Origin of the sequence: Lysinibacillus sp. FSL K6-0232 (assembly GCF_038008325.1) — a bacterium.
In the GTDB taxonomy this organism is placed as follows: domain Bacteria; phylum Bacillota; class Bacilli; order Bacillales_A; family Planococcaceae; genus Lysinibacillus.
Genome location: NZ_JBBOYW010000001.1, coordinates 4,065,824 through 4,082,002, shown reverse-complemented (window position 1 = coordinate 4,082,002; position 16,179 = coordinate 4,065,824). Strand labels below are relative to the sequence as shown.

Here is a 16,179-nt window from a genome sequence, read left to right as displayed (position 1 = left end):
GAAGGATGTGAGGAAGATGGCTGTCTGGAAAAAGTATGGGAAATTAAATTTGTTAACACAAATGACTTTGCTGATTATTGTAGTGATTCTTATTAGTACCATATTAGTAAGCGTGCTTTTTTCTTTTATGGTAGATAACGTTGTGAAACAGTACGTGGGGGAGAAGGCATTAACGGTAGCCGAGCTTGCTGCACAAAATGAGGAAATTATTGAAGCCTTTGATGATGATAACCCTTCAATAGTTATTCAACAGATTTCAGAGCAGATTCAACGTACAACAGATGCCGATTATGTAACGATAGCGAACCGCCAAAATATTCGCTATTCGCATTATAATAAAGATAATATCGGTAAGCCAACAGCTACAAGTAATGCACCTGTTTTTGAGCAAGGGAAGCCAATTATTTATAGTGGGGAGGGCATATCAGGACCTGCTATTAAAGCAAAAGCTCCTATTTTTAATAAGCAGGGGGATGTAATAGGTGTATCTTCTGTTGGTTTTTTAATTAATAATGTAGAGAAAGATATAGATAATTATCAACATAAATTAATTCAGCTCGCTAGTATTCCATTGATGGTGGGGTGCAGTGGTGCGATCCTAATTGCTCGACGCTTAAAAAAGCTCACATTTGGTTTAGAGCCTGAGGAAATTGCTTTTATGTTTAAGGAAAAAGAGGCAACGCTTGAATCAATTGCAGATGCCACAATTACTGTGAATATCGCTAAGAAAATTACATCAATGAATAAGCGAGCTAGGGAATTATTTGCTGATGAATCATTAATGATGAATTCGATTATTACAGATGAGCGCTTAAATTATTATATTGATCAAGTTATTGCATCAAATCACCCCCATACAAATCAAAAGCTATTAATTGATAGAAACCTTTATGTATTAGATGCAGCGCCTATTTCATCCAAGAAGCGTGTGAAAGGGATTGTCCTGACAGTTCGTCCGTTATCGGAAATTAAACAGCTTACAAATGAATTTTCAAAGATTAACGATTTTACTGAAAATATGCGTGCACAAAATCATGAATTTTTAAATAAGATGAATACAATTTATGGCTTATTAATGTTGAAAGAGTATGACCGTGCATTAAAAATTGTGTCGAACGAAGTCAGTGAACGGCAAGATATTATTTCATTTTTAATAACATCTGTGAAAGATCCATTAATTGCCGCTTGCTTATTGGGAAAGGTCAATCGTGCTAAGGAATTATATGTACAGCTAGTCATTGATGAGGACAGTCGCTTGGATGCTGTTTTTGATGAGGAGAAATCAAATCATTTTGTACCGCTTATTGGGAATGTGATAGAGAATGCGGTGGAAGCGGCAAGAGCTTATAGTGGTCAGCATGCTCAAGTAAAGGTAGCGTTTACGGATTTAGGAAAGGATATTATTTTTGATATTGAAGATAACGGCCCTGGAGTTCCTACTGAATTAGAGGAACATATTTTTCAAACAGGGTTTACATCTAAACAAGGTGAAAATCATGGCTTAGGATTAGCTATTGTAAAAAATGCACTTGAAGTCTTAAATGGACAAATTTATATTGATAAAAGTGAGCTTGGGGGAGCACGATTTACAATTGTTATTCCACAGGAAATTTTGATTCAATAAGGGGGGCTAACATGATAAATGATAAAACGATGAATGTCATCATTGTCGAAGATGATTTGGATGCGGTCAATATTTATAAACATTTTACAAATCAGTTAGAGGGATTTCATGTTATAGCTACAGCGAGCTCTGGTACGCAAACTTTAGAAATTTTAAATATGATTCAGCCACATTTAATTTTATTGGATGTTTTTTTACCAGATATGAATGGCATTGAGCTGTTAAGGGAGATTCGTCAAAAATATCGTGGTATTGATGTTATTATGATTACAGCAGCGAATGATACTGAAACGGTAAGTGAAGCAATTCGTGGTGGCGCTTTTGGCTATCTCATTAAGCCAATTATTATTGATAAGCTAGTTGCTACTTTAAATAAATTTAAAGCCGTTCGTGAAAGCTTACATGAAAATGATAGTATGAATCAGGATTATATTGATCGATTATTCCAATCCAATCAGAAGGATATGACTGAGCAAGTAAAACCAAAAACAACGTACCCAAAGGGAATTGATAAGCATACATTAAAATTAGTGCGACAGCATATTCAGTCGTTAACAACAAGCGTAAGCGTTGATGAATTAAGTCAAATTGTTGGTATTAGCTATTCAACGATGCGACGTTATTTAGAATATCTTGTTTCTTTGGATGAAATGGAAGTCGAAAATGGCTATGGTAATGTAGGAAGACCTGAGAGAAAATATAGACGTGTTATACAAACAGCAATGGATGAGTAGATGCTTATCCATTGCTTTTTTTATATGTGAAAAATATGAAAAAAATGATGATAATAAAAATAATAGATAATAACCTTAAAATATATGAATTTGTCAAAAGAATGCTAATATTTAAAAATAAAACGTTTTCATAAGTATGAATATTTAGTGTATGGAGGAGCATATATGTTATCATTTTTAGGATTTGCGATGGTAGTGGTATTTATGTATTTAATCATGGCGAAGCGTTTATCAGCTTTAGTAGCCATTATGATTGTACCAATAATTTTCGCTACGATAGGTGGTTATTTCACTGAGTTAGGCCCTATGATGGAAGAGGGCGTAAAAAATGTAGCGATGACCGCTATTATGATTTTATTCGCGATTTTATACTTCGGTATCATGATTGATACGGGGTTATTTGATCCATTAATTAAGAAAATTTTACAGCTTGTACAAGGTGATCCACTAAAAATTGTTGTAGGGACAGCTGTCTTATCAATGATGGTAGCATTAGATGGTGATGGAACAACTACATATATTATTACAGTTTCATCTTTATTACCGTTATATAAAAGATTAGGGATGAACCGCTTAGTGTTAGCCACAACAGCAATGCTTTCAATGGGTGTTATGAATATGACACCATGGGGAGGAGCCTCTGCAATGGCGATGGCCTCTCTTGGATTAAATTCTTCTGAAGTATTTATTCCGATGATTCCAATTATGGCAATTGGACTTGTTTGGGTTATTGTAGCAGCCTTTTTATTAGGTATGATGGAGCGTAAACGTATTGGAATTATTACATTAGATGATACTGAAACCGTGCAGATCGATGAAAGCTTAACGGGAACAGTAGCTTATAAACGACCAAAATTAGTATGGTTTAACCTAGCATTAACGATTGCATTAATGGTTTGTTTAATTCTTGATTTTATGTCATTAGGTGTTTTATTTATGATTGCATTAGCAATTGCACTATTAGTCAATTATCCAAATTTAAAATTACAGCAAGAGCGATTACTTTCACATTCTAAAAATTCATTAGCAGTTGTTTCGATTGTAATTGCAGCAGGTATTTTCTCTGGTATTATATCTGGAACAGGCATGATCGATGCGATGGCACAAACTTTGGTAGCTGTTATTCCACCTGCATTAGGACCTTATTTAGCTATTATAGTTGCCTTTTTAAGTGCACCATTTACATTCTTTATGTCCAATAATGCCTTTTATTTTGGTGTACTACCGATTTTGGCACAAACTGCAGAGGCTTATGGTATTAGTGCAGCGGAAGTTGGACGTGCAGCATTAATTGGACAGCCTGTACACGTATTAAGTCCGTTAGTAGCAGCCGCACATTTAATGATTGGGCTAGTAGGTACAGAATTTGGTGATTTACAGCGATTTGCCATCAAATGGGCTTTTGGCACGGTGATTGTTATGACAATTGCAGCTTTACTTTTAGGCGTTATTTCGATTGGAGCTTAAACTTTTATTTCTAAAGCTAGTTGATGTTGTAAAAACATCAGCTAGCTTTTTTATTAACGAAAATTATCCATTGTTAAGCCTTTTAGAGGCAGAATTTCTTTCTGCTGTCACGGCAATACGTGGTAAAGCCTTTCCTAGACCATAGTGTGGCATATTGACATAAATGGCTTCATAGGTACCCTTACGAATTTGATATGTTTCATGATAAATACCAACTGCCTCATTGCCAGCAGCTTTTTGATTAAAATGCTTCCATGCAGTTAAATGTTTGTCATTTTTCGCGTAGGCAAGCAAATCCTCAAGAGAACGCCAATATTGAATCATCGTTGTTGTTTTCAGTCCAAAATAGCTTTCCATTGATAAAAAGCCCAGCTCCTCCTTGTTTGTATAAAGCTCCTTCACCATGCCAGGCATTGCTGTAAATACAGGAAACCATTTGTGAATAGCGAGGCGCTTATTTACTCTCATGCCAATAATAAAAACGACCATATCCTTTGCGTTATCAACTGTATAGCGCCCAGTGTAAACCTTGTTAGCCATGTTCTATTCCTCCTTGTGAAGTTGCTGAAGCGTAAAATCACACCATTCAATTGTGGCTTGTGTTGTCCTTTTTCCATAATCCAATGTAAATAGCCAATACTTTAAATTTTCACTTGTATCCTGCTGGATTGCATGTTCGATCGCTACATAAGTTTGATAGCGTCCCTTAAGCGCTTCTTTATAATTTTGTAGCAGTGATTGTTGGCTTTCATCAGATTGATAGTGTCCAAAAAATAATTTAAGCAAAACCTCATTACGTTCTGTTGGAAATTGCTCAATGGGCTGCTCTAACCAATTTTTTAATACCTCTAGCCCTTTTGCAGTTAGATAATATTCATTTTTATCAGGCTTTCCATCCCTCACGGAAGTGCGTACCTCTGCTAATCCTTCCTGGGAAATTAATTTAAGCGTTGGATAGATTTGCCCATAGCTAATTTTCCAAAAATGCTGAAGGCTTCTATCAATCAGCTGTTTAATGGCATAGCCTGATTTACATTCCGTTGTTAATATTCCTAATATTGCATATGTTGTGTCGTTATAACTTTTCATATTTTCACACCTATCTAAATGATATGTATCATTTAGATATATGATAATGGGTGGTTTTAAAAAATGCAAGACCAATTAAGGGGTATCTTCTCCTATTTTTATCTATATCAAAATTTGCTTTAATAAATGAAAAGGAGGGTGGCTAATGGCATTGATTAAATTAAATTGTCCAAATTGTAATGGAAAACTTGAATACAAGGAAGGGCAAGCGATTAAATGTCCTTATTGTGAAACAGAATTATTAGTGAAGGAAAAGAAAGTTTATTATATTAACCAAACGATTAATAATTATTATGGCGCAGCTCCTACTCAACAGACAGCGCATATGCCTCCAAAATTGAAAGCTTTACTGTTGTTAATACCAGTGATTATTATTGTGGCGTTTTTAGGGTATTTTACGTTGGGGGATACAGAAACAGATAGTCAGCATAAAGTAGAAGCTCGTACAATGCCTGAAAGTGAAGTGCTCCTATTTTTCCTAAAGGATATTTTCAATAAAGGGGATGCGCTACCTACTAAAGAAGAAATTGCAACAATCCGCTATTTCTCTGCTCGTAATTTCGACGAGCAGTGGCATTTTGAATATAGTTTTGATGATCCATTTTCAAATGAGCAGGCTGAAATTTCCAGCTATATAATGATGGATAAGCTGTTAAATAAGCAAAGAATTGAGCAAAAGGATTTTGAAGCTTTTACAGGCTTAACGAAGCTAAAGCTAGATAATGAATATGAAATTCAGCAAAGCGATCAAATAAGCTTTGAGCATTTAAAAGGCTTAAAAAGCTATTCAACGGCATTCAATGAATCCTTAACGAAAGTAGCGGAGTTTATAGGAGATAAATCGAAAATTATAGAGCTTACTACACAGATTCGTAATAATCAGGAGCTTGCTTTACTATTAGACTTTCCGAATTTACAGTCACTAGAAATTACGTATGTTGATGAATCGGTGACAGATTTTCATTTATTACACCAGCTAAAGTTAAAATCATTTGCCATATATGGTGTCGATGATTTTAACTGGTTATCCTCGCTAACGGATTTACAAGCTTTAAATATTATGTATACAGATGCAACAGATTTTAGTGCACTATACTCATTAAGCCAATTGCGTGAATTACGTATAGAGCATGCTAAAAACTTAAAAACAGTGGATTTTCTGCAAAGCATGTCAAATTTACAGTCCCTGTACTTAAATTACACGTATATTACAAATTTAGAGCCTATTAGAAATAAGCAGTCTTTGACAAAGCTTAGCTTAGAAAGTCTTCTCGAATTAGATTCACTTGAGGCAATAGGTAGCCTATCATCTTTAACAGAGCTGAAAATAATAGGTTATTATAAAGAGCTTGTGCCAGCAATTGTTGCACCAAATTTAAAGAAGGCAGAATTGAATGAAGCCCTTATTTCTAAATTAGATGCACCAGCATTAAATGATTTGACTGTTCATCTTTCCTCGAATTTTGATGCTGCACAGCTATTGAAATTTCCACAGCTGGAGCAGCTAGCCACAGTGGAGGGCGAGGAAATTATTAATATTCGCTCATTAAATCAATTACCTAGCTTGCAAACATTATATGTAAGTGAGGCATATTTTTTCAGTGAAACAGATGAGTTATTTAATTTGCAGCATATAAAAACATTTGATTGTAGAGGTTGTTCTTTTAGTATCAATAGTGAAAAGCCGTTTGTAAATAATACATTAGAGCACTTAGCTCTCTATAAACCCTCTTTTAAAATTGATGATGGGGATTGGTTAACTGATGTGAATAAAATGATGCCTTACTTTAAAAATATGACTGTCTTACGTTCATTTACAATGCAGGATAACACATTGCAATCGCTAGGCTTTATGGAGAATTGGCAACAAATTGAGGTGCTTCATTTGGAAAATAACGCTATTCCAAATATTGAGTCTTTAGTGATCTTACCTAATTTGAAAAAGATGTATATTTTAGGAAATCCAGTGCAAAATAAATCAATGCTTGATAAAGGAATTGTATACGAATAACAAAGTTGTTGAATTTCAATGCTTGTACCTGCATGAGTATACTTTTAATGTGATAATAGGTTTATTAGATGGTGCATTGATTTCCAATAGAAAACAACCTATTGTTTTAACTATGTTATCGGATTCATTTTGATAGCTTGTTTAATAAAATATCTGCATAAGCAGAATTATTTTATATAAATTCTATATCTAGATAATAGACAAGCAATAATTTTTTGATTTAATCATAATAAATTTCTCTTTTATATGTTACAATCACTTTATCTATATATTTACAAAAATGAAATTTTATATAAGGTATAATTTAGATTTATGGATAAAAATGAAGAAAGCCTACCTTGATATTTGAGGAGGAATTCATCTATAGTAATTGCTATCATATCTCCGCCAATAGCATATTTAATCATTGCTTTTAATCTGAAAAAATGAATACAAAAATAAGGAAAGATCGTTTTAGTTTGCTACTATTATGGCTGTAATTTGATCTTTAAGGTTTATACCAAGAAGTGCTATTGGAATTACATTTATCGTTATTTTATACGTAGCCTTTCTTTTTCTAACGATTTGGGTAATTTCTAAATCATTTAGAAAATAGCTTTAAAGAGGTTGTTTAATAATATGTAACCCTATTGAGGAGCGCTACTACTATAAGCTGCTGTTTCTTCTAAATTGGCTTTTCCATAGGAATATTTGTTTATTAAGATAGAAAAGCTATAAATATTTTTCAAGTAGCTTATATAAGGGTTTCTGTTCACAATAGAAGGATAATGCGATAAAGTTGATAATGCGAAATATTGATCAATAGGAGTTGAAAAAATGGTTGGACGCTATAAAGGGTTTTTAGCATTACTAACACTTGTCTTCCTTTTGGTAGGCTGTGGCACAACAGAAGATAAAAATAATGCGGATGATGCGGTGGATTATGCAACAAAGGTAAAGGAAAATCCGATTGTAACAATTACTATGAGCAATGATGAAAAAATTGTGATTGAACTAGAGCCTGCTACAGCACCGAATACTGTTGCAAATTTTATTTCTTTAGTGGAAAAGGGATTTTATGATGGGCTTATTTTTCATAGGGTAATTCCTGGCTTTATGATTCAGGGCGGTGATCCAGTAGGGAATGGTACGGGTGGTCCAGACTATTCGATTGATGGTGAGTTTTCAGCAAATGGTTTTGAAAATAATTTAAAGCATGAGCGTGGTGTTATTTCAATGGCTCGTTCACAGGACTTCAATTCTGCAGGCTCGCAATTTTTCATTATGGTAGAGCAGGAATCACAGCTCGATGGTCAGTATGCTGCTTTTGGGAAAGTGATTGAGGGCATGGAAACAGTTGATGCCATTGTTGCGGTTGAGCGAGATGGTGCGGATAAGCCATTAGAGGATCAGCAAATGAAAAAGGTAGAGGTTGATACAAAGGGCTTTGATTATCCAGCACCAAAAGTTCATAAATAATTAATTGCACAATAAGAGGCTAGGGCATAACTAAATTGCAGCTTCGAAAAGCCGAAGGATATTTTAGTAAATATCCTTCAATAAAAAGAGCAAACCGAACTATTAAGGAACACTGTACAATTGTTTCTTAAATAGTTCGGCTTTTTGATTGGCTAAAATACTTTTGTCCCAGCGTCTTATTTTTTAAGGTTTTATTGGCATGGAAATAAGCCATAAAAATCATCCTCTACAATTATTTGAATATCCTCACCAAGGCGGGTTAGTTGCTCTGCTTTGTGCTAATGCCTCGTCGTTTTTTGCCAAGAATAATGAAATCCGTTTTTGCTGTAACAGCTCCTTGCAATATTCCTCAATAGGCATTTACCTGTTTAGCAGCCTCTAAGCGGGTCATCGTGGAAAGAGCGCCTGTAAAGACAATATATTTATTGTAAAAAGGATGTTTGAACTACCCCCATCTAGTTATTGCAGCGGGCGTCTTCTGTCGGAAAACGATAAAATTTCCGGATGGGTCGGAAAGGAAAATAATATTTGAATTCGCCATATGAAAATATTGTACGGGAAATATGTATGGAAGTAGTTGAAATGATTAATAATTTGTAACAAAGCTTTTTATAAATTAATCTACAAAACTTTATATTTATGCTAAATTAAAAATAAAAGAGGTACATAAACGTGAATTCCCAATTGACTGCTGTTATTACTCTTAGCTGTATATCGGGTGTATTAAATTTGTATTTATGTTTGTATGTATTTCTCAAGCGCTATAACTATACAAAAATTGCTCAATTGTTTATTGGTTATACAGCTTTTATAGCATTGTATTGCTTTGCTAGTGCGTTTGGTATGACCGCCACAACATTAGAGGCAATAAAGTTTTGGACGGTTATTCAGTATATTGGAATAGCTATTTCAGCTCCACTAGGCTTATTGTTTATTATGCACTATGTAGGCTTTTATATTACAAAAATAAAAATAATAGCACTTCTTTTTATTCCCTTTATTAATTTAATAATGGTAGCTACAAATGATATCCACCATCTACATTATAGCGTATTCGAAATTGACCCTGTACTTGGGGCTCCTTATATTTATCAAGAGATTGGGATATGGTATATCATTCATGGTGTATATACCTTTGCCTGTATGTTTGTAGCATTTCTATTGATCTTAACGTATTGGAAAGAAACAGTTAAAGCATACCGATGGCAATTAATTGCATTAATGTGTGGTCAGCTAATCTCAATGATGACAGGCTTTATCTATTTGATGGGCTTTACACCACAAGGAATTGACCCTGTTCCAATGGTTTTATGGGTTTCTTCGCTATTGTATTTATGGTCTATTCGCTCTTCTCGATTATTTAGAGTGATGCCAATTGCTAAAGATGCAATATTTCATAGTATGAACGATGGGGTTATAGTATTAGATCAATGCTATCGGCTAATTGAGTTTAATCGAGCATGTCAAAAAATGTTTCCTCAGCTATCAAAAATTATGTTTGGATTGGATTTTGAGCAAGTATGGTCTATTATATTTGGACAATCCACACCCTTTACATTGGAAACTACGGAATTTGAGCTGACTCATACTACTCGAACTTATCAAGTACGTATTACAACACTACAGCATGATAAAGGATTATTGTTAATTTTTACAGATATTACAGAGCTGAAAAATTTGCAAAAAATGCTAGAGCAGCAAGCTTATTATGATGAGCTAACGCAAATTTATAATCGTCGTGCATTTTTTCAGCAATGTAATCAAGCTTACCAAGAGGCGATGGAAACCGTAGCACCCTTTACAGTGATTTTAATTGATATTGATTATTTTAAAAAAGTAAATGATACGTATGGTCATGCCGTTGGCGATCAGGTGCTTGTACATGTTGTAAAGGTTTGTCAAAGACTAATCACAAAAGCAGCACTTTTTGCAAGGTATGGTGGTGAGGAATTTGTGCTTGCACTTAAGGGTGGTACGTTGGCAGAAGGAGAGGCTTTAGCACAGCAGCTTTGTCATAGTGTGGCCTCTCAGCCATTGCTAGTAGCTGAAGGTGTAATTACGACTACAATTAGCTGTGGTGTGGCGGAAGCCACAAATCGAGAGGAAACATTGTACCAGCTTTTAAATAAAGCAGATAAAGCCCTCTATTCAGCAAAACAAGCAGGACGCAATCAAGTATGTATATACCAAAAATAGAAGCTAAAATATACAAGGTCATTCATGTGATCCTGTATATTTTAGCTTTATTTATTACCAATTTGTATGGAAGATGCCTTCTTGGTCACGTCGTTCATAAGTGTGAGCACCAAAGTAATCACGTTGTGCCTGAAGTAAATTAGCATTAGATGTGCCAGTTCGGTAGCTATCGTAATAGGAAAGCGAAGCACTTAAACATGGTAAGGCAGTACCTGATAAAATGCCTTCAGAAACAATTTTTCTTAAGCCATGTTGATAATCCTTTGTTTTTTCTGCAAAGTATGGAGCAATCAATAAATTAGCAAGCGCAGGTTGATTTTCATAAGCCTCACTAATAACATTTAAAAACTCTGCACGGATAATACAGCCGCTACGGAAAATAAGCGCAATATCCTTTAATGGCAAGTTCCAGTTATAAAGCTCAGATGTCATTTTATATTGTGTAAACCCTTGTGCATAAGCACAAATTTTCCCCATATATAATGCTTGTCTTACAGATTCAATCCACATAGCTTTATCTGCGCCATGAAGATGGTTTTTGTTAGGGCCTGCTAAAATTGATTCCGCATGGACACGCTCGTCTTTTAACGCAGATACATAGCGAGCAAAGAGCGCCTCTGTAATAATGGATGTAGGAATACCGTTATCAATGGATTGCATGCTTGTCCATTTGCCAGTCCCCTTTTGACCAGCCTTATCGAGAATAACATCAATTAATGGTAAGCCTGTTATATCATCCTTTTTCCTTAAAATTTCAGCTGTAATTTCAATTAAGTAGCTTTTTAGCTCACCTTGATTCCATATTTCAAAAGTATCAGCAATTTCCTCAACTGATAAGCCTACATTTTCTCGCAAAAATGTATAGGCTTCTGCAATAAGCTGCATATCGGCATATTCAATCCCATTATGCACCATTTTCACAAAATGCCCTGCACCTTCGGGACCAATATATGTGCAGCAAGGTGTGCCATCGGCTTGTGCAGCAATTTTTGTTAAAATAGGAGCAGCTTTTTCATAAATATCCTTATCGCCACCAGGCATAATAGAAGGACCTGTTAACGCACCAACCTCTCCGCCTGAAATACCAATTCCTAAATATCCGATACCCTGTGCCTTTAGCTCACTATATCTACGCTCAGTATCTTTATAGTGAGAGTTCCCACCATCCATAATAATATCGCCTTTGTCAAGAAGAGGGACTAAAGATTGAATAACCGAATCAATCGCCTTGCCTGCTGTCACCATTAGAAATACTTTACGAGGTTTTTCTAATGATTGTACAAAGTCTTCTAACACATAATAAGGTGATAGTGCTTGACCTTCAACCTTTTCCAAAAGTTTATCTGTTAAATCCCTTGTATAATTATAGATCGATACATGTTCACCTTTATTGGCCATATTCAGAGCAAGATTACTACCCATAACGCCTAAACCAATAACGCCTATTGTATTTAACATTTTTTTCGCTCCTTTATTAGATGGTGATGATTGTTAGACAAATAAACTAAGTAATAAAATAAATCCTAAACCAGCTACAGATACAATTGTTTCGAGTAATGTCCATGTCGCAAAGGTTTCCTTCATGCTTAAGCCAAAATATTCTTTAAACATCCAGAAGCCTGCATCATTTACATGTGAGGCAATTAAGCTTCCCGCTCCTGTAGCAAGAACGACCAATGCAAGGTTAACATCGCTTTGACCTAGCATTGGAATAACAAGTCCTGCTGTTGTTAAAGCAGCAACTGTAGCAGACCCTAATGAAATACGTAAGATTGCTGCGATAATCCACGCAAGTAAAATAGGTGATAATGTAGTTCCATGGAATAGCTCAGCAACATAGTCACCAACGCCACCATTAATCAGCACTTGTTTGAAGGCGCCACCGCCACCAATAATTAAAAGCATCATCCCAATATGCAGGATAGCTGTTGTACAAGATTCCATTACTTCTTTAATTGGAATATTTCTTGCTATCCCCATTGTATAGACAGCTACTAATAGGGAAATTAACATAGCAGTACCAGCCTCACCAATAAAGCGAATGGCAGCTAATAGGGCATTATCATCAAAGCCAACTGTTTTTTGTAGCAATGTAATAATTGTTGCAATCGACATTAAAATAACAGGTAGTAGTGCAGTGAAAACACTAATACCAAAGCCAGGTGTTTCTTCTATTTTAAAAGTTTTTTGCTCACCTAAAGATTCAATATTCCCTTCCTTATTGAAGGATTCAGGCACTAGCTTTTTTGCCAATTTTGTAAAGAGCGGTCCAGCTAAAATAACGGTTGGGATGGCAATAATAAATCCGTAAAGCAATACTTCGCCAATATTCGCCCCAAATTCCCCAGCAATTACGGTAGGGCCGGGATGTGGCGGTAAAAATCCATGTGTAACAGATAATGCTGCTGTCATTGGAATACCGAGGTATAGAATGGAAACCTTTAATTCTCTTGAAATGGCAAAGACAATTGGAATTAATAATACAAGCCCTACTTCAAAGAACAGAGCGATACCGATAATAAATGATGCTGCTACAACTGCCCATTGGATATTCTTTTCCCCAAATTTATTGACAAGCGTCATGGCAATACGCTGTGCACCACCTGCATCAGCAATTAATCGACCTAGCATAGCACCTAGACCAAATATTAATGCCAAGTGACCAAGTGTTCCACCTAAGCCAGCTTCAATTGTTGGCACAATTTCTGTTAAAGGCATGCCAAGGGCTAAGGCTACACCAAATGATACAATGATTAACGAAATAAAAGTATTTAGCTTAAAGCCCATGATTAAAATTAGCAATGCAATAATTCCAATTCCGACAATAACTAATGGCATGTTATGTTCCTCCTTTGGAGCTTATTTATTTAAACTTCTTTGATAATTGGCAATAGCTGTATAGTCATCTGTTAATAGTCGTGATAGACGAATAAAAATAGGCAGTAGCTGTCTATATTCCTTTACAGCCTCTTCCTTTGGTGTATGTTTATACGTATCACCAATCATATCCGCAACGATGTCAAAGGAATCAATTTTTCCAGTAGCATATAAACCTAAGATACAAGCGCCTAAGCAGGAGCTTTCGTAGCTTTCAGGCACGACTACATCTGATTCAAAGATATCTGCCATCATTTGTCGCCAAATTTCAGAGCGAGAGAAGCCACCTGTTGCTTGAATACGAGTAACAGGGCTTTCCATACATTCAAGTAAAGCTAAATAAACTGTATATAAATTGTAAATAACCCCTTCAAGTGCAGCTCGAATCATATGCTCTTTTTTATGGGACATTGTTAAGCCAAAAAATGAACCGCGTACATCTGGATTCCATAAAGGTGCCCGTTCGCCTGATAAATATGGATGGAATAGTAATCCATCAGCACCAGGTCTGACACGTTCGGCAATTTTCGTTAATACTTCGTATGGATCAATGCCCAATCTTTTAGCTGTTTCAATTTCAGAAGAAGCAAATTCATCTCGAATCCAGCGGAAAATCATACCGCCATTGTTGACAGGTCCGCCAATAACCCAATGATTCTCTGTTAAGGCATAGCAGAAAATTCTACCTTTCACATCTGTTTTAGGCTTATCAATAATTGTACGAATCGCACCGCTTGTCCCAATTGTGACAGCGATTTCGCCTTCTTTAATGGCATTGACACCTAAATTCGACAGGACGCCATCACTTGCACCAATGATAAAAGGTGTTTGAGGGTTAATGCCAATTTGCTTTGCTAGCTTAGCATTGCAGTTAGTAAATTGCGTAGTTGTTGGCACAAGCGTTGATAATTGCTCCTTTGTAATGCCTGCAACTGTTAATGCTTCCTCATCCCAAGCTAATGTATGAAGATTCATCATGCCCATAGCTGAAGCTAATGAATAATCGACCACATATTGATCGAAAAGCTTTTTAAAAACATATTCTTTAATGCCAATGTATTTTTGCGTTTTACTAGCTATTTCAGGATGTTCATTGACAAGCCATGTAATTTTACTTAATGGTGACATTGGATGAATAGGTGTACCCGTTCTTTTATAAATTTCATGACCATTCCAGTCATCTTTGATTTTATGTGCCCAAGCTTCACTACGATTATCTGCCCATGTAATAACAGGCGTTAATGGCTGATCGTCTTCATCTATGGCAATAACACTATGCATAGCACTACTAAAGGAAATAAATAATAGCGGTTTATCCGAATGCTTTTTCGTAATATTGGCGATGGCTTGTAGTACAGCTTGGAAAATTTCATCTGGATTTTGCTCAGCTGTGGAAATATCAGGTGTATGAAGCGGATACCCGATATTCTCGTGTTGAATCACTTCGCCTTGTTCACTGAATAGTACGGCTTTTGTGCTTGTAGTACCAATATCGACACCTAACATATAGCTAGTCATCTTGTGCTTCAACTCCTTTGGATAGCATTTGTGATCTCCATAAATCTTCTACCTTCCCTTGGACATCGTCAAAATTTTCGTGTAGGGATTTAATCATAAGCTTTCTATCCTTTGATTTGATGGCATCAATGTATAATTCATGGTTTTTAATAATGCGATTAAAATCCTCATATTTTTCTTTAAAGCGCATACGCATTGATAGCAGAATAAAGCCTTCCATTACTGGCTTTAAGTTATTCCAAATCATTGTGATATAAGAGTGCCCAATGGAGCGAATAATGGCTTCATGGAACATAACATCCTGATAAGAAAACTCATCAGCGTCGTTATATTTTATGGCAACCTTCATCATTTCTAAAATTTTACTAAGTTCCGTGGCTAGGTTAGTTGTATCCATTTTAATAAGACGTTCAAACACAAATGTTTCAATCAATAAACGAACATCATAAATTTCTTCAATTTCCTTTTCTGATAAGCCTAGTACAACAGCGCCTGTTTTTTCTAAACGGATGATGTTTTCAGATGACAATGTTCTTAAGGCTTCACGAATAGGTGAGCGGCTTACCTCAAAATCAGCAGCCAATTTATTTTCAGAAAGAATGGTACCGCTTTCAATTATGCCTGCAATAATACGCATTCTCAGTTCGTAAGCTACACGATCACCAGTTGAAGCCTTAGAAAGCCATTTTTGTGGATATAAAAACTCCTTAGATTCGCTCATAATACCACCTTTTTTTATTTTAAGTATACTTGTATACAAGTATTATAGACGGAAAGAAAATAAGATTGCAAGAGTCTTAAAATTTATTTTCAAACTTATGGTAATCAAAATAAAGAGAAACTCAACAATATACTTACCCTAAATAGTGATTTTTTATGTCTAAAAAGGAGGAGAGAATAAAATTTTATGATTCATAAAATTTTATAGTGGTGGACAAACTTTAATATGAAAAGTTGATATGAGCTTTTCAAATAATCGATGGAGGATGGTTATGTCAAATATGAAGACAAATCGTAACAGTGCAAAAGTCAATGGGACGAGAAGTGCAAGCAAAAGCAACCGCCATCAGAAGCTTCAGCAGGAGGAGTTTGGCTCTGAATTTGAGCTTGATAGTGCTTTAGCACAAGTAAACAACTTTGCTGAAAGCCGAGGGAAAACAGGTACTCAACAGCCTGTAAGCGAGCGAACAGCATGGCACTAATTT

13 protein-coding genes are annotated in these 16,179 nt (G+C 35.5%); 7 read left to right on the top strand and 6 right to left on the bottom strand.

What is annotated here, in order from left to right:
• The first annotated feature begins 16 nt into the window (after positions 1-16).
• The 3 genes from MHB42_RS20190 to MHB42_RS20180 all read left to right on the top strand — a co-directional run bounded on the left by MHB42_RS20190 (position 17) and on the right by MHB42_RS20180 (position 3,825).
• Positions 17-1,624, top strand: a complete 1,608-nt coding sequence (locus MHB42_RS20190; protein ID WP_340808429.1) for a sensor histidine kinase — start codon at positions 17-19, stop codon at positions 1,622-1,624.
• Positions 1,625-1,635: 11 nt separating this feature from the next.
• Positions 1,636-2,358: a response regulator gene (locus tag MHB42_RS20185; protein WP_340808428.1), complete on the top strand. Its 723-nt coding sequence runs from the start codon at positions 1,636-1,638 to the stop codon at positions 2,356-2,358.
• A 165-nt stretch (positions 2,359-2,523) separates the two neighbouring features.
• The gene (locus MHB42_RS20180; RefSeq protein ID WP_340808427.1) at positions 2,524-3,825 is read left to right on the top strand and encodes a CitMHS family transporter; all 1,302 of its coding nucleotides are present in this window, start codon (positions 2,524-2,526) and stop codon (positions 3,823-3,825) included.
• A 63-nt stretch (positions 3,826-3,888) separates the two neighbouring features.
• Here the strand turns inward: MHB42_RS20180 and MHB42_RS20175 are convergent, their stop codons facing one another.
• The gene (locus tag MHB42_RS20175; protein ID WP_340808426.1) at positions 3,889-4,365 is read right to left on the bottom strand and encodes a DUF4188 domain-containing protein; all 477 of its coding nucleotides are present in this window, start codon (positions 4,363-4,365) and stop codon (positions 3,889-3,891) included.
• Positions 4,366-4,368: 3 nt separating this feature from the next.
• A complete protein-coding gene (locus MHB42_RS20170) occupies positions 4,369-4,914 on the bottom strand; it encodes a PadR family transcriptional regulator (protein WP_340808425.1) in 546 nt (181 codons plus the stop codon).
• Positions 4,915-5,059: 145 nt separating this feature from the next.
• Between MHB42_RS20170 and MHB42_RS20165 the strand changes: the two genes are divergently transcribed.
• The 3 genes from MHB42_RS20165 to MHB42_RS20155 all read left to right on the top strand — a co-directional run bounded on the left by MHB42_RS20165 (position 5,060) and on the right by MHB42_RS20155 (position 10,579).
• Positions 5,060-6,925, top strand: a complete 1,866-nt coding sequence (locus tag MHB42_RS20165) for a leucine-rich repeat domain-containing protein (RefSeq protein WP_340808424.1) — start codon at positions 5,060-5,062, stop codon at positions 6,923-6,925.
• Between the two features lie 816 nt (positions 6,926-7,741).
• Positions 7,742-8,383, top strand: coding sequence for a peptidylprolyl isomerase (locus MHB42_RS20160; RefSeq protein WP_340808423.1), 642 nt, complete (start codon positions 7,742-7,744; stop codon positions 8,381-8,383).
• Positions 8,384-9,055: 672 nt separating this feature from the next.
• A complete protein-coding gene (locus tag MHB42_RS20155; RefSeq protein ID WP_340808422.1) occupies positions 9,056-10,579 on the top strand; it encodes a histidine kinase N-terminal 7TM domain-containing diguanylate cyclase in 1,524 nt (507 codons plus the stop codon).
• Between the two features lie 54 nt (positions 10,580-10,633).
• Here the strand turns inward: MHB42_RS20155 and gnd are convergent, their stop codons facing one another.
• Genes gnd through MHB42_RS20135 form a run of 4 tightly spaced genes read right to left on the bottom strand, consistent with a single transcriptional unit; the run spans position 10,634 to position 15,695 of the window.
• Positions 10,634-12,037, bottom strand: coding sequence for a decarboxylating NADP(+)-dependent phosphogluconate dehydrogenase (gene gnd / locus MHB42_RS20150; RefSeq protein WP_340808421.1), 1,404 nt, complete (start codon positions 12,035-12,037; stop codon positions 10,634-10,636).
• 33 nt (positions 12,038-12,070) lie between these two features.
• Complete coding sequence (locus MHB42_RS20145; RefSeq protein ID WP_340808420.1) at positions 12,071-13,417, bottom strand: GntP family permease; 1,347 nt, start codon at positions 13,415-13,417, stop codon at positions 12,071-12,073.
• 21 nt (positions 13,418-13,438) lie between these two features.
• Positions 13,439-14,974 (bottom strand): gluconokinase, encoded by a 1,536-nt coding sequence (gene gntK, locus MHB42_RS20140; RefSeq protein WP_340808419.1) that lies wholly within the window; start codon positions 14,972-14,974, stop codon positions 13,439-13,441.
• Positions 14,967-15,695 (bottom strand): GntR family transcriptional regulator, encoded by a 729-nt coding sequence (locus tag MHB42_RS20135; RefSeq protein ID WP_340808418.1) that lies wholly within the window; start codon positions 15,693-15,695, stop codon positions 14,967-14,969. Before MHB42_RS20135 ends, gntK begins: the two co-directional genes overlap by 8 nt.
• Before the next feature lie 271 nt (positions 15,696-15,966).
• Here MHB42_RS20135 and MHB42_RS20130 point away from each other — a divergent pair, with 271 nt between their 5' ends.
• Positions 15,967-16,176: a hypothetical protein gene (locus MHB42_RS20130; protein WP_340808417.1), complete on the top strand. Its 210-nt coding sequence runs from the start codon at positions 15,967-15,969 to the stop codon at positions 16,174-16,176.
• The last annotated feature ends 3 nt before the right edge of the window (positions 16,177-16,179 follow it).